This window comes from Janthinobacterium breve, from assembly GCF_051380895.1.
Lineage (GTDB): Bacteria > Pseudomonadota > Gammaproteobacteria > Burkholderiales > Burkholderiaceae_D > Janthinobacterium.
Map to the genome: position 1 here is coordinate 81,346 of NZ_JBNYXY010000003.1, position 20,749 is coordinate 102,094.

Consider the following 20,749-nt stretch of genomic DNA (forward strand, 5'->3'; position numbering starts at 1 on the left):
ACGGCAGCCTATCGGCGGCGGTGGCCGGCGAAGAAATCGAGCAGCATCTTGCTGGCGTCGGGTTTTGCCTTGTCATTGAACGGCAGGCTGGCGTCGCCGCCGCTCCACGCGTGCTCGAGGTGCTCGACCTGCGCCACGCGCAGCAGCACCTCCTGGCCCACCTGATAATCGTGCAAGGCATACGCATGAGCCGGGTTGCGCCCGCCCGCCGCACCGCCTGGCAGGCGCTGCGCCGTCACCAGCGTGTCGGCGGGCAGGCGGTTGACGCGCACGCTCTGGCGCACCAGCTGCGTCTGGTTGATGGGCCGCACCACTTTGTCCGCCAGCCCTTGCAGCAGGATGGTGGGCAGGCGGGGAAACGCGGGCTGGCGCGCCAGCACTTCATCGATGGCCGCATCGGCACGGGCGGCAGCGCCATGCTGCATCACCTGCAGCGCGCCGATCAGATTATGGCCGGCGCCAAACACGGGCCCCGAATGCAGGCCCAGCGCGGCAAACAAATGAGGATGGTTCAGGGCCACGATATGCGCCATGCCGGCACCGGCGGAAATACCGCAGATATAGATGCGCGCCCGGTCGATCGCGTAGCGGGCCGCCACCTGCTCGATGGCGCCGACGATCAGGCGTACGTCGCCGCCGCCCTCCTGCGTCAGCTTGTCGTACCACTTCCAGCAGCGGCGCGCATGCGAACGCAACGATTGCTGCGGATACAGCACGGCATAGCCCTTGCGTTCGGCCAGGCGGTTCATGCGCGTGCCTTCGGCAAACTGCGTGGCGCTCTGCTCGCAGCCGTGCAGCATCACCAGCAGCGGCCGGCCCCGGCTGCGCATGGCGACGCTCGGCGCCTTCTCGGGCAGGTACAGGAAATACGGCAGGCGCCGGCCCGGCAACTGCCCCAGTTCCGGCAACGGCGCATAGTGGGCGGCCAGCCACTTGCCTGGCGGGGGCGCCGTTCGCTTGCGCACGCGCGGGGGCGACAAGGGCGTGGCGAAGGGCGCCAGCGAGGGCACAGCGTCGCTGGCAGACCTGGCGCGCGGCTTGGGACTCGCCTTCGTGGTCTTGACCACGGTCTTGACCCCGGCCTTGGCCACCGCCTTGCGGACCCTGGGTTTGGCTGGCACGGGCCCGAACAGCACCTTGGCCAGCCTGGTCGCCGTGCGCTGCTGCGCCTTACCGGCGCGCAATAGCCCGCTCAGCCATTTGGTGGCAGGCTTCACCATGGCAGGCGGCACGCGTGTCGTTGTGGAGCGTACCGCCAGTTCATCCCACTGCATCGTTGCATCGTCAGCATGTGCGGCCTCCTCCGTAGAACGCATAGAGTACCGCAATTGGCTGACAACACCGTGCGTTTGCACACGGATAAAAGTGCAGCAGACACCATTGAGGCAGATCAAACGCGACCTTGTGCGCATGCGTAATCTGGGGACTCGATCAGCACTTCACGAGGAGAGAACACCATGAGCTATCTGGACCGCGACATCCTGGGCATGTACCGTAACCACGACGGCCCGGGGCCGGCCCTGATGGGGGCCGACACCCTGCTCGGCGACGATGTCTACAATCACAGCGACGAGGAACTGGGCGACATCAAGGAAATCATGCTCGACATGCGCACCGGCCAGATCGCCTATGCCGTGCTGTCCTTCGGCGGCATCCTGAGCATGGGCGACAAGCTGTTTGCCGTCCCTTGGGAACGCCTGACCCTGGACCCCGTCAACAAGCGCTTCCTGCTCGACGTGGAAAAAAACCAGCTGAAAGACGCACCCGGCTTCGACAAGAACAACTGGCCCGACATGGGCAGCGATGCGTGGAACCAGCAGATGGAAGCGTTCTATGGCAGCGGCACGCGCTACGGCAGCGGCGCCATGGCGGCCAGCCGCATGCAGTCCGGCAGCGAGCTGCACGGTGGCGCCAGCCGTCAATCGGGCAGCGACAGCAGCATGTCCGGCACCTCCATGAGCGGCAGCCGCGCCGGCACGGGCAGCAGCCAGGGCGACGTGGGTTCGCGTTCCTCGCTCAGCGATAATGGACTCGATAAACGTAGGTCGGATTAGCTGTGCGTAATCCGACCTACATTGCTGACCATCGTTAGCGTCACGGCGCCTCTAGAAACCGTAGCGAGCAAGTACAATATCGCGTTGAGTAGCGCAACCGTACTATGTACGGGGGCGCCGAGCCGGGGGCGCCGAGCCGGTGAGCAAAGCCGACGCGATAGTGAGCCAAGCGAGGTTTATAGAGGCGGCATCACCGCTGCATGGATTCCCATACTTTCTGCAACCTTTTGGCAGAAACAGGCATCGGCGTGCGCAATTCCTGCGCAAACAGGGACACGCGCAGCTCTTCCAGCATCCAGCGGAACTCGACCAGTTTCGGGTCCGTGTTCTTGCCGGCCTGGCGGTCCTTGCTCTGGCGCAGATACGGCGCGGCGGCCGATTGCCATTCGGCCATCAACTTGGTGTCGCGCGCGGGGTCGGCGCGCAGTTTTTCCAGGCGCACATTGATCGCCTTCAAATAGCGGGGGAAGTGCGCCAGCTGCGTGTACTCGTTTTCCGTCAGGAAGCGTTTATGCACGAGTCCCTGCAGTTGCGACTGAATGTCGGATGCGGCCGCTGCAGGAATATTCTGCAAACGCTTCGGCAAACCGTGAAATTCCGTCAGCACTTGCGACAGCAGGCGGGCGATTTCATTGACCAGCAACACAAGGCGCGACTTGCCCTCCGCCTGGCGCTTGGCGAACGAGGCGGCGTCCAGCGGCAGCGGATCTTGCAAGCAAGCAATATCGAGCGCCTTGTTGATGATTTGCTCGCGCAGTTCTTCCTGAGACCCCAGGGCCATGAATTGCATGCCCATCTGCTGCAAACCAGGGATGCTTTTCTCGACGTACTTGATCTGCTCCTTCATTTGCAGCGCGAACAGGCGGCGCAAACCGACCTTGTGCGTGCGGGCAGCCACGGTCGGGTCGTCAAACACTTCGAGGTCGCAATGCGTGCCCTTGTCAACCAGGGCGGGGAAACCGATCAGTGTCAGCTTGCCCTGCACGATTTCCAGCAATTCCGGCAATTCGCCGAAGGTCCAGCCCGTCAAGCCCATGTGTTGCGAGACGGTGGCATTTGCCGATGCCGGTGCCACAGGGGCGGATGCGCCCTTGCCTGCTGCGACTGTGGCGCTCTGCGCCTGCAGCCGCGACGCCACTTGCGCGCCCGCCACCTTGGCACCCGGCGTGCCCGTGCCGGAGACGCCCGACACTTCGGCCAGCTTCTGGAAACTCTGGCGCGCCTGGCCGCCGAATTCCGCCTGCAGGGTGGCCAGGTTGCGGCCCATGTCCAGCTGGCGGCCATGTTCGTCGATCACCTTGAAATTCATGAAGTGATGGGCAGGCAGGGTTTCTGGCTTGAAGTCCGTCGTCAGCACATTGATCGTGATCTGCGTGCGGATGTCCAAGATGATGGCGTCGATCAGGTCACCGCGGCCAAACACGCCCGCCTCGTGCACGCGCTCGCAGAATTTCGCCGCGTAATCGGGCAGCGGCACGCAGTGGCGGCGCAGCTTTTGCGGCAGGGATTTCAGCAGCAGATGCACTTTTTCCTTCAGCATGCCCGGCACCAGCCATTCGCAGCGCTCGCGCGGCAACTGGTTCAGCGCATACAGCGGCACCGATAACGTCACGCCATCGCGCACGCTGCCCGGCTCGAAATGGTACGTGAGTCCCATTTCCAGGCCCGTCACGGACATGGTTTTCGGGAACAAATCCGTCGTCACGCCGGCCGCCTCGTGGCGCATCAGCTCTTCACGGTTCAGATACAGCAGCTTCGGGTTCTCGCGCGTGACGTCCTTATGCCATTTTTCGAAGCCGGCGCCATTGCACACATCCGCCGGCAGCAGCTTGTCGTAGAAGGCGGCGATCAATTCATCGTCGACCAGAACGTCCAGGCGGCGCGATTTGTGTTCGAGGTTTTCGATATCCTTGATCAGCTTGTGGTTGTGCGCAAAGAACGGCGCGCGCGTGTCGAAGTCGCCGCCGACGAGGGCGTCGCGGATGAAGATTTCGCGCGCTTCCGGCAGGTTGAAATTGCCATAGTTGATGCGGCGCTGGCTGTACACCACCAGGCCATACAAAGTCGCCCGTTCCGACGCCGTCACCTGCGCCGAACGTTTTTCCCAGCGCGGCTCGCCCCACGATTTCTTCAGCAGGTGCTCGCCCACTTTTTCCAGCCATTCGGGCTGGATCTGCGCCACGCAGCGCGCATACAATCGCGTGGTGTCGACCAGTTCGGCCGCCATGATCCACTTGCCCGGCTTTTTCAGCAGCGAGGAACCGGGCCAGATATGGAACTTGATGCCGCGCGCGCCCAGGTACCCGGCGCCCGGCTCGTCTTCGCCCTTGAAACCGATATTGCCCAGCAAGCCAGTCAGCAAGGCCATGTGCAGGTTGTCATAGGTGGCCGGTGCCTCATTCAATCGCCAGCCCTGTTCCTTGACGATGGTCAGCAACTGCGAATGCACGTCGCGCCATTCGCGCAAGCGCATCTGCGACAGGAAATTCGTACGGCAATTGTCCTGCAGTTGGCGGTTGGTTTTCTTGTGCTCGATGGCGGACTCGAACCAGCGCCAGATTTTCAGGTAGCTCAAGAATTCCGACTTTTCATCGGCAAACTTCTTGTGCGCCTCGTCAGCCGCCTGCTGGTGCTCCATCGGGCGGTCGCGCGGGTCTTGCACGGACAAGGCCGAGGCGACGATCAGCACTTCCGTCAGGCAGGCGTTGTCGAGCGCGGCCAGGATCATGCGGCCCACGCGCGGGTCGAGCGGCAGCTTGGCCAGCTTGTTGCCCAGCGGCGTGAGCTGGTTGACCTCGTCGACGGCGCCCAATTCCTGCAGCAGCTGGTAGCCATCGGCCACCGCGCGCGCCAGTGGCGGCTCGATGAAGGGGAAGGTTTCCACGTCCGCCAGGTGCAAGGATTTCATGCGCAGGATGACGGCGGCCAGCGAGGAGCGCAGGATTTCCGGCTCGGTAAACTTCGGCCGCAGCAGGTAATCCTGCTCTTCGTACAAACGGATGCAGACGCCATCGGCCACGCGGCCGCAACGGCCGGCGCGCTGGTTGGCGGCCGACTGGGCGATCGGCTCGACCTGCAGCTGCTCCACCTTGTTGCGGTAGCTGTAGCGCTTGACCCGCGCCAGGCCCGCGTCGACCACGTAGCGGATGCCGGGCACGGTCAGCGAGGTTTCCGCCACGTTGGTGGCCAGCACGATGCGGCGCGCATTGCTGGTCTTGAAGACGCGTTCCTGCTCCTCGGCCGACAGGCGTGCGAACAGGGGCAAAATCTCCACATGCGGCGGATGGTGCTTGCGCAGCGCTTCGGCGCAGTCGCGGATTTCGCGCTCGCCGGGCAAAAATACCAGCACATCGCCCGAGCCGATGCGGCACAGTTCTTCCACGCCATCGACGACGGCATCCATCAGGTCGCGCTTTTCGCGCGCGGCGGCGGTGCGCTGGCCCGGCTTGTCGACATTTGCACCCGAACCTGGCATGGCCACCTGTTCGCGCTCCACGGGACGGTAGCGCACTTCCACCTGGTACAGACGGCCCGACACTTCGATCACGGGCGCGGGCTTTTCCGGCGTGCCGAAATGGCGCGCAAAGCGTTCCGCATCGATGGTGGCCGAGGTGATGATGATTTTTAAATCGGGCCGGCGCGGCAGCAGCTGTTTCAGATAACCGAGCAGGAAATCGATGTTCAGGCTGCGTTCATGCGCCTCATCGATGATGATGGTGTCGTAATTTTTCAACAACGGGTCGGTCTGCGTCTCGGCCAGCAAGATACCGTCCGTCATCAGCTTGACGGACGCGCCACGGCTCAGAGTGTCGGTAAAGCGCACCTTGAAACCCACGGTTTCGCCCAGAGGCGTACCGAGTTCCTGCGCGATGCGCTTGGCCGTCGACGAGGCGGCGATACGCCGCGGCTGCGTGTGGCCGATCATGCCCTTCTGGCCCCGTCCCAGTTCCAGGCAAATCTTCGGCAATTGGGTCGTCTTGCCGGAACCCGTCTCGCCGCACACGATGATGACCTGGTTTTCCACCAGGGCCTTGGCGATCTCCTCGCGCCGGCCCGAGACGGGCAAGTCTTCCGGATAGGTAATCGGTGGCAGCGGATTGCGGAAGGCCTTTTCCGCCTCGCGCGCGGCACGGGCTGCGTCACGGCTCTCGCGACTCTCGCGCTCTTCGCGGCTAGCCTGGCCATTGCGCGGCGCCTGCCCCTCGCGCGGCGGGCGCGGCGCGCGCTGCTGCTGTTGCTGTTTCTGCTGTTCCGTGCGCGGCGCCTGCGGCCTTTGCTGGCTCACGGGCGGGCGCTGGCGGCCCTGCGCAGGCGTGGCGGCAGGCGTGAAAACATCCCCGCTGGCGGGCACATTTGCAACGGTGGAAGGAGGGGAAGACTTATTGCTGGCTGAAGACATTGTTTTTTTACAGGTATTTTAAGCGCGCACATCGCGCAGCGAATTATAATGCGCTTAATGGAAAACCCTACCCAATTCGTCCAATGGCTGCGCTCCGTCGCGCCCTACATCCACGCCTTTCGCGGCAAGACCTTCGTGGTCGCCTTCCCCGGTGAACTCGTCAGCGCCGGGGCGCTGCAGGTGCTGGCCCATGATTTGTCCCTGCTGCATGCGCTGGACATCAATGTCACCGTCGTCTACGGCTCGCGGCCGCAAGTGGCGGAACAACTGGCCTTGCGTAACGTCGAAGGCCGCTTTCACAACGGCGTGCGCATCACGGATATCGCCGCGCTGGAATGCGCAAAAGAAGCTGCCGGCGAGCTGCGCCTCGATATCGAGGCCGCGTTCAGCCAGGGCTTGCCGAACACGCCCATGTCGCATGCGGCCATCCGTATCATTTCCGGCAACTTCATCACGGCGCGCCCGCTGGGCGTGATCGATGGCGTGGACCTGGAACTGACGGGCATCACGCGCAAGGTCGACGCCGAAACCATCCACTCCATCCTCGGTTCGGACGGCCTGGTGCTGCTGTCGCCGCTGGGCTTCTCGCCGACCGGCGAAGCGTTCAACCTGACCATGGAAGACGTGGCGTGCAGCGCCGCCATCGCCCTGCACGCGGATAAGCTGATTTTCATCACGGAAACGCCGATGATGGAAGACGCCACGGGCGTGGAAATCCGCGAACTGTCGTCGCACCAGGCCGAAGCCGTGCTGATGGCCGGTTTCTTGCCGGACGCCACGGCGTTCTACCTGAAACATTGCGTCAAGGCATGCCACAACGGCGTCGAGCGCTCGCACATCGTGCCCTTCTCGATGGACGGTTCCGCCCTGCTGGAATTGTTTACCCATGATGGCGTGGGCACCATGATCAGCCATGAAAACCTGGAAAGCCTGCGCCAGGCCACCATCGAAGACGTGGGCGGGATTATTAAACTGATCGAACCGCTGGAAGCGGACGGCACTTTAGTGAAGCGGGGCCGCGAGCTGATCGAGCGCGAAATCGATTATTTCTCCGTCATCGAGCATGATGGCGTGATCTTCGGCTGCGCCGCCCTGTACCCCTTCCCCGCGCAAAAGATGGCGGAAATGGCATGTTTGACCGTCAACCCGGAAGTGCAAGCCCAGGGCGATGGCGAGCGCATCCTGAAACACATGGAAAACCGCGCCCGCGCCGCCGGCCTGAACAAACTGTTCGTGCTGACCACGCGCACCTCGCACTGGTTCAAGAAGCGGGGCTTCGTGCCCGCCACCGTCGACGATTTGCCGAAGGACCGCCAGCATATGTATAACTGGCAACGCAAATCACAGGTGTTAATTAAAACCTTGTAAAAAAAGCCCGGCATGCCGGGCTTTTTCTTTGCGTAAATACAATTACTTGATATTCAGCGGGGCGAACGATTTCACCAGGTCATCGAGCGCCTTCAATTGCGCCAGGAATGGCTCCAGCTGGTCCAGCGGCAGGGCGCTGGGGCCGTCGCAGCGGGCGTTGTCCGGGTCTGGATGGGCTTCCAGGAACAGGCCGGCGATGCCTACGGCCAGGCCGGCGCGGGCCAGGTCCGCCACTTGCTGGCGGCGGCCACCCGAGGCGGCGCCACCGGGATCGCGCTGCTGCAGCGCATGCGTGACATCGAAGATGATCGGCAAGTCGTCACACGTCTTCTTCATGACGCCAAAGCCCAGCATGTCGACCACCAGGTTATCGTAGCCGAGGCAGGTGCCACGGTCGCACAGGATCAATTGCTCGTTGCCTGCTTCCTTGAATTTCTCGACGATATTGGCCATCTGGCCAGGGCTCAAAAATTGCGGCTTCTTGATGTTGATGACTTTACCCGTTTTCGCCAGGGCCACGACCAGGTCCGTCTGGCGCGCCAGGAAGGCGGGCAGTTGCAGCACGTCGACCACTTCGGCCACCTGCTGCGCCTGCCATGGCTCATGCACGTCGGTAATCACGGACACGCCGAACGCCGCCTTGACATCCTGGAAGATACGCATGCCCTCTTCCAGGCCAGGGCCGCGGTAGGAATGGATCGAAGAACGGTTGGCCTTGTCGAAACTGGCCTTGAACACATAAGGAATGCCCAGCTTTTGCGTCACGCGCACATATTCTTCGCAGGCGCGCATGGCGAGATCGCGCGATTCGAGCACGTTGATGCCACCAAACAGCACGAAGCTGCCTTCATTGCTGACGTCGATGCCATGGACTTTCACTGAGGTCATAGGGATTCCATATTGGTTAATTGCTACTACTTGCTTGGACGAGGCGCAGCCAGCGGCTGGCGCGATAAAGCATCTTACTAGCTAGGGCGGCGCAGATCAAATTTGATCCAGCGCAAGGGCGTGGCAAACGGCAGGCAAGCTGGCCGCGACGGCCCCGCGAGGGCAGGCGCAAAGTGCCTTATAATCACGCTTTATCTCTACACTGATTCAGGAGCACAGATGGCCCGCACGATCCACTGCATCAAACTCAACAAGGAAGCCGAAGGACTGGATTTCCCACCGTACCCGGGCGAACTGGGCAAGAAGATTTACGAATCGGTGTCGAAAGAAGCGTGGGCCGCCTGGCTCAAGCACCAGACTATGCTGGTCAATGAAAACCGTTTGAACCTGGCCGACGCGCGCGCCCGCAAATACCTGGCCACGCAGATGGAAAAGCATTTCTTCGGCGATGGCGCCGATGCGGCCATGGGTTACGTTCCGCCAACGGAATAAGTTTATCGCTTGCCCGTGACCACGTCACGGGCAGTTTTACCTTCGTTTCACGCCCTCCCCCGCCGATTCACGGCACCGCCTCCCCGTTTCGTCGCACACCGCTCGCCGACCACGCCGCCGGCTGGCACAGTACGTCCATCGACAACTTCATTCCAGGACGGACACCATGTTGCAGCAAATCTTCAGCCACACTCCCCTCTACGTCTGGGCCATCCTGGGCTTTCTCGTGTACCGCGGCGTGCTGGCCAGCCGCGCACGCGAAGTGAGCTTGCGCAAGCTGTGCATCATTCCCCTGGTCATGCTGGCCCTGTCCCTGAGCGGCGTGCATGGCAGTTTCGGTTTCGACGGCATGGCGCCGTTCGCCTGGGCAGCCGGCGCCCTGGCCGGTGCGGCGCTGGCCTGGACGCTGGTCGATCCGCGCAAGATAGCCGCCATCCCCGAGCGGAGCAGCGTGCAGCGCCCTGGCAGCTGGGTGCCATTGATCTTGATGATGAGCATCTTCTGCATGAAATATGCGGTGGCCGTGACCCTGGCCATCACCCCGGCGACTGCCCATGCAACCGGCTTCATCGTGCCCGTCTGCCTCGCCTACGGTGGCTTCAGCGGCATCTTTTTGGGCGGCTTGCTGCGCACCGTGGCCGTGTATCGCCAGGCACACATGACAAGCGGCCCGCAAGGGGCCGCCGTGTAAGTCAAGTGCGGACGCCGGCAACTGCCGGCGAACGTCTTAGTATGCCAGGGTACGCACGCCTTCCGGCATGCCCAGCAGGCAAACATTGGCGCCGCGCACGGCGAACAGGCCGACGGCGATGACGCCGACGATCTGGTTGATCTGCTGTTCCAGCGCCACCGGATCGGCGATCTGCAAGCCCAGCACGTCGATGATTTCGCCACCGTTGTCGGTAATAAACGCTTCGCTGCTGCCAGCCTTCAGGCGCAAGCGGGGCGTGCCGCCCAGCGCGGCCAGCTGGCGCGATACGGCGGCGCGGGCCATCGGCACCACTTCCACCGGCAGCGGGAAGGCGCCCAAAGTGCCAACCAGCTTGGAGCCGTCCGCGATGCAGACGAACTGTTTCGCTACAGAAGCAACAATCTTTTCACGCGTCAATGCCGCGCCGCCGCCCTTGATCATGGCGCCGCTGGCCGTGATTTCATCGGCGCCGTCGATGTAGACGGCGATCGACTCGACGTCGTTCAAGTCGAAGACGGCAATGCCATGGCCTGCCAGGCGCGCGGCCGTCGCTTCGGACGATGCGACCGTGCCTTTGATGCGGTCCTTGATCTTGGCCAGTTCATCGATGAAAAAATTGGCGGTGGAACCGGTGCCGACACCGATGATTTCACCATCGACTACGTAATCAATGGCGGCACGGGCTACGGCTTGCTTTAATTCGTCTTGGGTCATGACATTCAGGCTAAAGTGGGGAATGGCGCTATTTTAACGGATTGCCAGCCCGGCCAGCCGGCCATGATGACCGCCGATTCGATTTGATACAACAGGCAAGTGGGGAAACTTTGCTCTAGGGCAATTTCCCATTCAATTACTCTCTATGCCCTTTAAAATATGCGAAAATGGAACGATAGCCCAATATGACGTTTCAGGAATAGCAAATGAATCACAGTAAACAGGTACTTGTTGTCGATGACAGCCGGGTTTCACGTTTGATGTCGCATCAGTTCATCCTCAGCAAACATCCCGACTGGCAAGTGATTGAGGCGGCGACAGGTGAAGAAGCCCTGGAAAAAGTCAAGACAGTGAGCCCTGTCCTGATATTACTGGATGTCAACATGCCCGGCATGGGCGGCGTGGCGGCAGCGGAACAATTGCGCGCGCTGTACCCGCAAACGCACATCATTCTCGTCACGGCGAATGTGCAAAACGCCATCCGTAACCGTGCCAGCGAACTAGGCGTGGGCTTCATGGAAAAACCCATCACGGAAACCCGCATCCATCAGCTGATCGAATCACTGGGATTGTGAGCATGATCAATCTCACCGAACTCGAAAACGATGCCCTGGTAGAGATATTCAACATCGGGGTGGGCCATGCCGCTGCCGCGATGAGCGAGATCGTCAATGAAGAAGTGACCATGTCGGTGCCGTCGATCACGTTCCTGAACCGTGCCGACGCGGCCGCCCTGCTGGGTAGCAAGAAGGATGGCGAACGCATCTGCGGCGTCAGCCAGCATTACGATGGCGCCTTCGCCACCGAAGCCATCCTGATGTTCCCGGAAGACAAGAGCCTGGAAATCGTGCGCCTGATGGTGGGCGACGCCATGCCGCTGCAGGAACTGACGGAGATGGAACAGGAGGCGATGAGCGAAATCGGCAACATCATCCTCAACTCCTGCGTGGGCACGCTGGCCAACCTGTTCGACAGCGAACTGCATGGCTCTCTGCCCCTGTACCACGTGGGCACCAGCGCGGAAATCCTGTCCTCGTTCGGCGGCCACGATGACGACGCCGTCGTGCTGATGCTGCATATCGACTTCGTGCTGTCCAAGCACCAGATCCATGGTTATGTGGCATTCGTGCTCGACCTGTCCGCCTTGCACGACCTGAAACAGCAGGTCAGCCACTATCTGGCCAAGGTCCTGGGACCGGCGTGACGATCATGCCGGAGGCCTTACACCGACTCGGCCTGCTCGAAAGCATACTCGGTGCCATCAACCTGGGCGCCATCGTGCTCGACGAGCAGCACCGCATCGTGCTGTGGAACCACTGGATGGCGCGCCACTCGGCGTGCCAGGCCGACGCCGTGCTGGGCCAGGACTTCTTTGCCGTCTATCCGGAACTGCAACACAAGCGCATCGATTCGGCCATCACCCAGGCCCTGCGCGACAATTTCCAGTCGCTGCTGTCGCAAACCTTGCACAAGGCGCCGTTTGCCCTGTACACGCATGGCGCCGCTGCTGGTGCGGCGGAAGGCCAGGAACGCATGCAGCAGGCGATCGCCGTCACGCCGATCAATCTGCCCGGTTCGCCGCGCCACTGCCTGATCCAGATCAATGATGTCACCATCGCCGTGGGGCGCGAAAAGCTGCTGCGCGAACAGACCATGGTCTTGCGCTCGCAAACCTTTTCCGACGGCTTGACGGGCATCGCCAACCGCCGCCACTTCGACGTGGCGATCGAGAAGGAAATGCGGCGCGCCATGCGCACGGGCAGCCCCCTGTCGCTGCTGATGATCGACATTGACCATTTCAAGGATTACAACGACCATTACGGCCACCAGCAGGGCGACGACTGCCTGATCCGCGTGGCAGCCGAACTGGCCGCCATGCTGCAGCGCCCCACCGACCTGCTGGCGCGCTATGGCGGCGAGGAATTTGCCGCCATCCTGCCCGACACGGACGCGGCACAGGCGCTGCGCATGGCCGAGGCGATCCGCCAGCGGGCGGCCGAACTGCGCATTCCGCATGCCAAGACGGGCAATGACGTCAAGCACATCACGGTCAGCATCGGCATCGCCACGCAGCACCCGCAGCAGCCGCTGGCCATCTCCGCCCTGATCGGCGCCGCCGACCGCGCCCTGTATCTGGCCAAGGGCGCCGGGCGCAACCGTGTGATGGTACAGCCGCTGTAGGAAAGCAACGCCCGGCACGCAATTCCTGTAGACATCCCTGCGGCGGATGCGTAGACTCGTTCATCATTGCAGCAAAAACAACAAGGATTTATCAGCGGCATCCTTCATGCGCATGCTCCATGCATGCGCGGATACGGCCAGGAGTGCTTGTGAATCTCGACCTGCCCCTCAAATCCCGCCTGCCGGGCACCGGCCTGGATACGACCATGGTCAATGGCATGCGCCTGCTGTTGTCCAGCGCCACCTTGCTGACCCTGTTCATCGATCCCGAAAGCGCCGGCAAACTGAGCAATATCACCTGGCTGATCTTTTCCGCCTACACCGTGCACAGCCTGCTGCTCTACGTGCTGGCACTGCTGGGCTTCAGCCTGCCCCAGGACATCTTGTTGTACTGGCTGGACGTGGCCTGGTATGCGCTGATCGTCTTTTCCAGCAGCAACCACAACAACCTGTTTTTCCTGTTTTTCTTCTTTGCCATCCTGACCTCGTCGTTCCAACGGGGCTTCGAGGAAGGCGCGCGCATCACCTTGGCCTCGGCCGGCCTGTTCGCCGCCACCGCCCTGTTCGGCGAAACGGATGCGGAACTGTCGCGCCTGCTACTGCGCACCACCTTCTTGCTGGCACTCGGCTACATGATCGCTTACTGGGGCGGCTCGGCCATCACGCAGCGCAGCCACCTGGCCCTGCTGCGCGATGTCAGCCAGCTGTCGAATCCCCGCTTCGGCGTCGACCAGACCATCTCCTCGGTACTGGAAAAAACCCGCAGCTATTTCCATGCCCGCAGTTGCCTGCTGGCGATGCAGGACAAGGGGGCGCCGCACTGGTCACTGCGCAGTGCCGTGCATACGGGCACGGAGCTGGCCACGACCAGCGCCGTCCTCAGCGATGAGGCGGCCAGCCCCTTGCTGGCCTTCCCGCCCGAAAAGATCGTGCTTTACAACCGTCCCCTGTCCAGCTGGCTGCCGTGGACCGGCGGCGTGCGTACGCTGGACGCGGACAGCGGACGCTGGCTGCGGCATGACGATACGGCAGGCGCCAGCCTGGCCGAGCTGCTCGAAGCGCACTCCTTCATCAGCGCGCCCTTGCCTTTGCGCAATGGAACGGGCCGCCTCTACATCGTTTCCACTGCCAGCCTGAGCAAGACCGACGCTCTTTTCCTCAGCCATATCGGCGCGCAGGCGTTTCCCGTCATTGAAAACATCGAGCTGCTCGACCGCCTGGCATCGCAGGCCGCCTCGCGCGAGCGAGAAAAGATCGCACGCGACCTGCACGACACGGCCATCCAGCCGTATATCGGCCTGCGCCACGCTCTGGCCGCCCTGCGCAACGAGGCCCTGCCCGGCAACCCACTGCTGCCGGAACTGGAAAAACTGATCCTCATGTCGGGCCAGGTGATCGCCGACCTGCGCAGCTATGCGCGCACCTTCAAGAACGGCCAGGTGCAAAGCGAGCCGGAACTGCTGGTGGCGCTACGGCGTCAGGCGGCGCAAATTCACGAATTCTATGGCATCGACATCACCCTGCATATCGAGGGCGACCTGCATATCAACGACCGCCTGGCGGCCGAAGTGTTCCAGATCGTCAACGAGGGCATGAGCAATATCCGCAAGCATACGTCGGCGCGCCACGGCGCCGTCAAGCTGACCTGCGTGCAAGGCGCTCTGCACATCAGCATCGACAATGAATGCGCGGCCGCGCACGTGCCCGATTTCCTGCCCGACTCCCTGGCCGAACGCGCCGCCGCGCTGGGCGGCAGTGCCAGAGTCACGCACAACACCTTGGGCAACACCTCCGTCCAGATCGAGATTCCGATATGAATGACCGCCAACCCCCATCCCATACCGCCATCCGCGTCATGCTGGTAGATGACCACAAGACCATGCTGTGGGGCCTGGAACGGCTGATCGGCGGCGAACATTCCGGCATGCAGGTGGTCGCCACGGCGTGCGACAGCGCCAGCACGCTGGCGCAGGCGGCCATCACCTGTCCCGACGTGATCGTGCTGGACCTGGACCTGGGCGGCGTCAGCTCGCTGGCCATCATTCCGCAGTTGCTACAAAACGGCAATACGCGCATCCTCGTGCTGACAGGCAGCCACGACCAGGCCGTCATGGAGCAAGCCATGCTCCATGGCGCGCGCGGCATCATCAGCAAGGATGCGCCACCGGAACTGGTGCTCAAAGCCATCGAAAAGGTCAGCCATGGCGAGCTGTGGCTGGAGCAAGCCATGCTGGGCCGCATGATGACGCAGCTGACCCAGCCCGGCGGTGGCTCGGCGCAAGCGATCGCCGTCGCCAGCCTGACCCTCAAGGAAAGAAAGATCATTGCCGCCCTGGTGCACGGCAGCGGCACGCCGGCCAAGTTGCTGGCCGACCAATTGTTCATCTCCGAACACACCTTGCGCAACCACCTGACCTCGATCTACCGCAAGCTGGGCGTCTACAACCGCCTGGAACTGTACGCCTACGCCACCAAGCACCGCCTGGGCGAACTGCCGCCCGCCGCCTGACCTCCCCCGCCTGAGCGTAGCCGCTCGCGCAATTTCCTGCCATTCCCGCGTCTCCCTGGCCCTGCCGCCAGCGGCTGGCCACGCCCTGCCCGTGGCGGCCTCGGGCAGGACAATTGTCACGAAAAAATCGAGCAAATCCTCCTACCATAAACGGGAGGTTCTTCTGATGTAGATCAATACCTCGACTTCTATAGTGACTGTACCAGTGTCCATTCCGCCACCAGTCGCAGTCCACCGAGACGGAGTACAGCATGCGTTTTGACAAGTACCTCCCCTCGCGCCTGGCCACGTATCTGCAAGGCAAGGAAAAAGCGGCGTTTTACCGCTATGCGCTGACGGCGGCGCTGGTGGTGGTGGTCTGCATCATCGGACTGCTGGCATTGGGGCAAAGTCCATGATGCCGCCGTTCACGGCAACCATGTTGTCCAACCTTTGTCGTTCCCTGCAGTTCTCTTTTACTCTAGGAGTCATCATGAACTTCATCAAAAATTTCATCCGCGAAGAAGATGGCGTGACCGCGATTGAATATGGCCTGATCGCCGCCCTGATCGCCGTCGTCATCATCGCCTCCGTCACCATCGTCGGCACGCAATTGAAAACCACGTTCACGAAGATCGGTACGGCCCTGACCACTGCCAATACCTAAGCACGGCACTCCGGCCAAGGCAGCCGCCTTGTCCGGAGTGCACCAGTCGGCACGCCGCCCTGACCGCCCACCCGCATTGCCATCCATCGACTGCGAGGTCCATCGTGAATTCTCTGCTGTCCTGCCTGTACGAGGAAACTGCCGTCACCGCGCTGGAATACGCGCTGCTGGCCGGACTGCTGGCCGTGGTCATCGTGGCTGCCGTGAGCCTGACCGGTGACAGCCTGGCCCTGCTATTTACTACCATCAAGGACCAGGTCGTCCTGGCGCTGTCATGACTATCCCATCGACCCTGCGCGCCTCGCTGCACAGCCACCGTGCGCTGCTGCTGCTGGTATTGGCCTACACGGCCGTGGTCCTGCTGCTGACCGGCAGCAGGCCGACACGCCACGATATCGCCCCCCTGCTGGCCAGCTTCGCCCTGGCCGTGCTGACCGGCCCCGTCTTCCTGCTGTGCGCCTGGACAGGCTACGTGATGTGCATGCTGCGCCCCGCGCGCCTGTGCCATTTTCTGTACCAGGAATTGCGCCGCCACCTGCGCCGCGAGCGCCTGCTGCATGCACTGCCTGCGCTGCTGCTGGTGCCCTTGTTCGCTCTCAGCTTTACCTCGTTCAAAGCCGCCATTCCCCGCCTGCATCCGTATGACTGGGATGCCCGCCTGTCGGCCATCGACATCGCCCTGCATGGCGGCACGGCCCCGTGGGCCTGGCTGCAGCCGCTGCTGGGCCATCCTCTGCTGACGGGCCTGCTGAACGTGGCTTACCATTTCTGGTTCCTGCTGTTTTACGCCCTGTTGTACTGGCTCATCCTCGATACCCGGCGGCCCCTGCTGCGCATGCAGTTCCTGCTCAGCTTTACCATCGCCTGGATCGTCCTGGGCAACGTGGTGGCCGTCCTGTTTTCCTCCGCCGGCCCCTGCTATTACGGCCACTTCCATGCCAGCGATCCGTATGCGCCGCTGATGGCCTACCTGCAAGAAAGCAACCACCGCGTTCCCGTCTGGGCCCTGAAGGTGCAGGACATGCTGTGGCAGGGCTACCAGAGCGGTGGCAGCGTTGGCGAACTGGGCATTTCTGCCATGCCCAGCATGCACGTGGCCACCTCCGTACTGATGGCCCTGGTCGCCTGGCCCATCCGCCGTACCGCCGGCATCGCCCTGGCCGCCTTTGCCGTGCTGATCATGCTCGGCTCGGTCCACCTGGGCTGGCATTACGCGCTGGACGGCTATGTGGGGGCCATCGGCGCCGTCGTCATTTGGCAAGCGGTGGGCCTGGCCCTGCGCAGGAACGCCGCGCCTACCAGCCAGCCGCTGGGCATCGCCCCCTGCATCAGCAGGGAAGGGCTGTCGCCATGAACGCCCGCCTTGCCATGCTGCTGTGCCTGGCCACCCTGGCTGCACTGCTGGCCGCCGCCCTGTGGCACGACCTGCGCAGCCGCCGCATCCCCAACCGCCTGGTGCTGTGCGGCACGCTGGCAGGACTGCTGCTGAACACTATCATGCCCGCTGGCAGCGGCCTGTTCGACCCTGCATTCGGCGGCCTGGGCCTGCTGCCGGCACTGGCCGGCGCCGGCGCCGGACTGGTCCTGCTGCTGCCCATGTATCTGCTGCGCGCGCTGGGCGCCGGCGACGTCAAGCTGATGGCCATGTGCGGCGCCTTCCTGGGGCCGCTCGGCGTGCTCGAGGCCGTACTGTTGACCTGCCTGGCCGGCGGCGTGCTGGCCTTGGCCGCCGCGCTGGCAGGACGGCGCTTGCGCAGGGTCCTGAAAAACACCTACGACATGCTGCTGGGCGCCCTGCTGCACAGCCTTGCCGGCGGCGTTGGCAGCATCGCCGAACCGCCAGCCGCCAGCGGCAGGCTGGCGTATGCCTTCGCCATCGCCAGCGGTACGGGATTGCAACTCTTCCTCCATTACACACAACTGTGGAGCTTGCGCTGAACGGCGCGCCACCCAACCAGGACTACCACCATGGAAAACATCGCCACTCTGTTCAGTTCGCGCCGCGCCAGCCAGGCTTGCAGCATCTTCATGGCCTGCCTGTGGAGCGTGTTTGCCTGGGCGCATGTGCTGGCCTACCAGCACAGCGGCGACTGGAGCTACCTGCTGTTCTGTGGTGCCGAAACCGTCTCGGCCCTGCTGTTCATCGTGCGCACGGCTCCCGTCAGCGTCTCGACCGATGCGGGCGACTGGCTGCTGGCCGTCGGCGCCACCTTCGCGCCGTTCTTTTTCTCTCCCTCAGAGATGACCATCTGGCCCGCTGCGCGCTACCTGCTGGCATTCGGCTGCGCCCTGCAGATCGCCGGCCTGCTGTCGCTGAACCGCAGCTTCGGCCTGGTGGTGGCGCAGCGCAGCATCAAGACGCACGGCATGTACCGCTTCGTGCGCCATCCCGTGTACGCCAGCTATGTAGTGTCGTCGAGCGCGTATCTGCTCAGCAATGTCTCGCCCGGCAACACGGCCGTGTATGCGGCCGCCATGCTGCTGCTGGTGCTGCGCCTGCTGCGCGAAGAGCGCTTCCTGTCCACCGACGTGCGCTACCGCGTGTACATGCGGCAAGTGAAATACCGGCTGCTGCCCTTCATCTTCTGACCTCACCATCCGGCGAAAGGAGCGATCATCATGCCCGATACTTACCCAGAAGCGCCTGCCGACGGCAGCATCATGCCGGCCATGCAGCGCGCACCGCGCAACGTGGCCGAAACAGGCCTGCCCTTCCTGTTCCTGGTGGAACTGCTGGTGAAGGTCATGTTCCTGCGCGGCCAGATCGGCTTGCCGGCCCTGTCCTCGCACGTGAAATTGGGCGCTGGCGTGCTCGAACCACTGCTGACCTTCATGCGCGCCGAAAAACTGTGCGAGGTGCAGCGCAACGGTTACAGCGGCACGGACGCCGACCAGCACTACCACCTGGTCGACCAGGGACGCCTGCGCGCCGCCGACTATCTGCGGCGCAACGCCTACAGCGGCCCCGCCCCCGTCACCCTGGCCCACTACAGCGCGCAGGTGCTGGCGCAAAGCGTGGCGCACATGCACGTTACGCGGGAAGCCATGATGCAGCAGTTTCACGACGTGGTGGCCTGCACGTCGGTGCTCGACCAGCTGGGCGCGGCCATGAATTCGGGCCGCGCACTGTTCCTGCACGGCCCCGCCGGCAGTGGCAAGACGTATCTGGCCGAGCGCCTGCACGGTTTACTCAGCGGCACCATCGCCCTGCCGCACGCGGTGATGGTCGATGGCGAGGTGCTGCCCTTCCTCGACCCCATGCTGCACACGCTGGCCGCCGACGTGGCGCCGCCAGCCGACCCGCGCTGGGTACGCGCATCCCGCCCCACCGTGCTGACGGGCGGCGAACTGACGCTCGACATGCTCGACCTGCAATTCGATCCCGGCGCCCGCCTGTACCAGGCGCCGCCGCACCTGAAGGCAAACAACGGCATCTTCATCATCGATGACTTGGGCCGCCAGCGCTGCTCACCCGTGGAACTGATGAACCGCTGGATAGTGCCGATGGCGCGCCGCGTAGATTATCTGTCGCTGCACACGGGCTACAAATTCCCCGTGCCCTTCGACGTCATTGTGGTCTTCTCCTCGAACCTGGCGCCGCAGCAGCTGGCCGACGACTCCTTTTTGCGCCGCATCGGCTACAAGATCCATATCGGCGAATTGAGCGGCTACCACTACGAAGCCGTGTTCCGCCACGTCTGCGAACAATTCGGCATGCCCTTCAACCATGCCGCCTACCACTACCTGCTGCAGCTGCATGGCCAGCACGCGCGCCCCCTGCTGGCCTGCTATCCGCGCGACATCCTGGCCCAGCTGTGCGACGTGGCCCGCTATGAAGGCCGCCCGCCACGGCTCGAAGCCGACGCGCTGCACTGGGCCTGGAACAATTATTTCGGCGCCGCCGACGGCTCCGCCGGCATACAGAACGGACCGGCTGAGGTCCTGCAAAAAGGAGTATCAAAATGAGAAACGCACGCGCTCTGACGATGATGGCCTTCGCGGTCATCCTGGCGTTCGTGGCGGTCATCGTGGCCGCGCGCTGGATCAATGCCCAGGCTTCGGGCAATACCAACAAGGTCGCTGTCGCCCTGGTCGACATCAGCCTGGGCGCCCGCATCGCGCCGGAAATGGTGCGTATGGTCGACTGGCCCAGCAGCGCGCTGCCGCCGGGCGCCATCAATGACCCGAAACTGCTCGATGCGCGCGTCACGCGCACCAGCATCCAGCACGGCGAACCGATCATGGAAAGCAAGCTGGCGCCCCCCGGCACCCAGGGCGGCCTGTCGGCCGTGGTGGGCGAAGGCAAGCGCGCCATGACGGTGCGCGTCAATGACGTGGTCGGCGTGGCGGGCTTCGCCCTGCCCGGCAATTACGTCGATATCCTCGTCAACACGCAGGACGACGCGGCCAAGACGGGCACCGGGCGCGACCCCAGCATCTCCAAAATCGTGCTTGAACGCATACTCGTGCTGGCCATCGCGCAGGAATCGAACCGCGACGACACCAAGCCCAAGGTGGTCAATGCCGTGACCCTGGAACTGACGCCCGACCAGACGGAAAAACTCGACCTGGCGCGCAGCGTGGGCACCCTGTCGCTGGTGCTGCGCAACCAGATCGAAGACAAGCCCGTCAACACGGATGGCGCCACCAAGACCAGCCTGCTGGACGCCAAGGTCGCCGCCCAGGTGGCCCCACCCGCCCCCCGGCCAGTCGTGCGCCGCCGCGTGGCGCAAGGGCCAGCCGGGCCGCAAGTCGATGTCATCAAGGGGCTGGAACGCAGCTCCCAACAATTCTGAACAACGCCACG

The 20,749-nt window shown here is 63.2% G+C and carries 21 protein-coding genes; 17 read left to right on the forward strand and 4 right to left on the reverse strand.

Annotation, left to right across the window (positions count from 1 at the left end; genetic code table 11):
- Positions 1-8: 8 nt before the first annotated feature.
- On the reverse strand, positions 9-1,274 hold the full coding sequence (locus ACQ4W0_RS05725) for an extracellular catalytic domain type 1 short-chain-length polyhydroxyalkanoate depolymerase (RefSeq protein WP_436575890.1): 1,266 nt from the start codon (positions 1,272-1,274) through the stop codon (positions 9-11).
- 183 nt (positions 1,275-1,457) lie between these two features.
- On the opposite strand from ACQ4W0_RS05725, the gene ACQ4W0_RS05730 reads away from it, so the two are divergent.
- A complete protein-coding gene (locus ACQ4W0_RS05730) occupies positions 1,458-2,054 on the forward strand; it encodes a PRC-barrel domain-containing protein (protein ID WP_436575891.1) in 597 nt (198 codons plus the stop codon).
- A gap of 190 nt (positions 2,055-2,244) precedes the next feature.
- Here ACQ4W0_RS05730 and hrpA read toward each other — a convergent pair whose 3' ends face one another.
- Positions 2,245-6,453: an ATP-dependent RNA helicase HrpA gene (gene hrpA, locus ACQ4W0_RS05735; RefSeq protein WP_436575892.1), complete on the reverse strand. Its 4,209-nt coding sequence runs from the start codon at positions 6,451-6,453 to the stop codon at positions 2,245-2,247.
- Positions 6,454-6,510: 57 nt separating this feature from the next.
- Between hrpA and argA the strand changes: the two genes are divergently transcribed.
- The gene (argA, locus tag ACQ4W0_RS05740; protein ID WP_046685875.1) at positions 6,511-7,821 is read left to right on the forward strand and encodes an amino-acid N-acetyltransferase; all 1,311 of its coding nucleotides are present in this window, start codon (positions 6,511-6,513) and stop codon (positions 7,819-7,821) included.
- 42 nt (positions 7,822-7,863) lie between these two features.
- Here the strand turns inward: argA and kdsA are convergent, their stop codons facing one another.
- Positions 7,864-8,709, reverse strand: a complete 846-nt coding sequence (gene kdsA, locus ACQ4W0_RS05745) for a 3-deoxy-8-phosphooctulonate synthase (protein WP_436575893.1) — start codon at positions 8,707-8,709, stop codon at positions 7,864-7,866.
- Between the two features lie 219 nt (positions 8,710-8,928).
- Here kdsA and ACQ4W0_RS05750 point away from each other — a divergent pair, with 219 nt between their 5' ends.
- Entirely contained in the window at positions 8,929-9,201 is a 273-nt protein-coding gene (locus ACQ4W0_RS05750; RefSeq protein ID WP_034750797.1) for an oxidative damage protection protein, read from the forward strand.
- 121 nt (positions 9,202-9,322) lie between these two features.
- The gene (locus ACQ4W0_RS05755) at positions 9,323-9,892 is read left to right on the forward strand and encodes a DUF6622 family protein (protein ID WP_436576268.1); all 570 of its coding nucleotides are present in this window, start codon (positions 9,323-9,325) and stop codon (positions 9,890-9,892) included.
- Positions 9,893-9,928: 36 nt separating this feature from the next.
- On the opposite strand, the gene rpiA is transcribed toward ACQ4W0_RS05755, so the two are convergent.
- Positions 9,929-10,606 (reverse strand): ribose-5-phosphate isomerase RpiA, encoded by a 678-nt coding sequence (gene rpiA, locus ACQ4W0_RS05760; RefSeq protein WP_436575894.1) that lies wholly within the window; start codon positions 10,604-10,606, stop codon positions 9,929-9,931.
- A gap of 206 nt (positions 10,607-10,812) precedes the next feature.
- On the opposite strand from rpiA, the gene ACQ4W0_RS05765 reads away from it, so the two are divergent.
- The 13 genes from ACQ4W0_RS05765 to cpaB all read left to right on the forward strand — a co-directional run bounded on the left by ACQ4W0_RS05765 (position 10,813) and on the right by cpaB (position 20,738).
- A complete protein-coding gene (locus tag ACQ4W0_RS05765; protein ID WP_436575895.1) occupies positions 10,813-11,181 on the forward strand; it encodes a response regulator in 369 nt (122 codons plus the stop codon).
- A 2-nt stretch (positions 11,182-11,183) separates the two neighbouring features.
- The gene (locus tag ACQ4W0_RS05770; protein ID WP_436575896.1) at positions 11,184-11,810 is read left to right on the forward strand and encodes a chemotaxis protein CheC; all 627 of its coding nucleotides are present in this window, start codon (positions 11,184-11,186) and stop codon (positions 11,808-11,810) included.
- A 5-nt stretch (positions 11,811-11,815) separates the two neighbouring features.
- Positions 11,816-12,787: a GGDEF domain-containing protein gene (locus tag ACQ4W0_RS05775; protein ID WP_436575897.1), complete on the forward strand. Its 972-nt coding sequence runs from the start codon at positions 11,816-11,818 to the stop codon at positions 12,785-12,787.
- A gap of 149 nt (positions 12,788-12,936) precedes the next feature.
- Positions 12,937-14,604: a sensor histidine kinase gene (locus ACQ4W0_RS05780; protein WP_436575898.1), complete on the forward strand. Its 1,668-nt coding sequence runs from the start codon at positions 12,937-12,939 to the stop codon at positions 14,602-14,604.
- Positions 14,601-15,296 (forward strand): response regulator, encoded by a 696-nt coding sequence (locus ACQ4W0_RS05785; RefSeq protein WP_436575899.1) that lies wholly within the window; start codon positions 14,601-14,603, stop codon positions 15,294-15,296. The genes ACQ4W0_RS05780 and ACQ4W0_RS05785 overlap by 4 nt, the downstream gene beginning before the upstream one ends.
- A gap of 251 nt (positions 15,297-15,547) precedes the next feature.
- Positions 15,548-15,694 (forward strand): hypothetical protein, encoded by a 147-nt coding sequence (locus ACQ4W0_RS05790; RefSeq protein WP_167468693.1) that lies wholly within the window; start codon positions 15,548-15,550, stop codon positions 15,692-15,694.
- 74 nt (positions 15,695-15,768) lie between these two features.
- Positions 15,769-15,942, forward strand: coding sequence for a Flp family type IVb pilin (locus tag ACQ4W0_RS05795; protein WP_436575900.1), 174 nt, complete (start codon positions 15,769-15,771; stop codon positions 15,940-15,942).
- 104 nt (positions 15,943-16,046) lie between these two features.
- Complete coding sequence (locus ACQ4W0_RS05800) at positions 16,047-16,220, forward strand: Flp family type IVb pilin (RefSeq protein ID WP_436575901.1); 174 nt, start codon at positions 16,047-16,049, stop codon at positions 16,218-16,220.
- Entirely contained in the window at positions 16,217-17,296 is a 1,080-nt protein-coding gene (locus ACQ4W0_RS05805; RefSeq protein ID WP_436575902.1) for a phosphatase PAP2 family protein, read from the forward strand. The genes ACQ4W0_RS05800 and ACQ4W0_RS05805 overlap by 4 nt, the downstream gene beginning before the upstream one ends.
- The gene (locus ACQ4W0_RS05810; protein ID WP_436575903.1) at positions 17,293-17,880 is read left to right on the forward strand and encodes a prepilin peptidase; all 588 of its coding nucleotides are present in this window, start codon (positions 17,293-17,295) and stop codon (positions 17,878-17,880) included. Before ACQ4W0_RS05805 ends, ACQ4W0_RS05810 begins: the two co-directional genes overlap by 4 nt.
- Before the next feature lie 30 nt (positions 17,881-17,910).
- Positions 17,911-18,531, forward strand: coding sequence for an isoprenylcysteine carboxylmethyltransferase family protein (locus ACQ4W0_RS05815; protein WP_436575904.1), 621 nt, complete (start codon positions 17,911-17,913; stop codon positions 18,529-18,531).
- Between the two features lie 30 nt (positions 18,532-18,561).
- Positions 18,562-19,908 (forward strand): ATP-binding protein, encoded by a 1,347-nt coding sequence (locus ACQ4W0_RS05820; protein WP_436575905.1) that lies wholly within the window; start codon positions 18,562-18,564, stop codon positions 19,906-19,908.
- A complete protein-coding gene (cpaB, locus tag ACQ4W0_RS05825; RefSeq protein WP_436575906.1) occupies positions 19,905-20,738 on the forward strand; it encodes a Flp pilus assembly protein CpaB in 834 nt (277 codons plus the stop codon). The genes ACQ4W0_RS05820 and cpaB overlap by 4 nt, the downstream gene beginning before the upstream one ends.
- Positions 20,739-20,749: the final 11 nt, after the last annotated feature.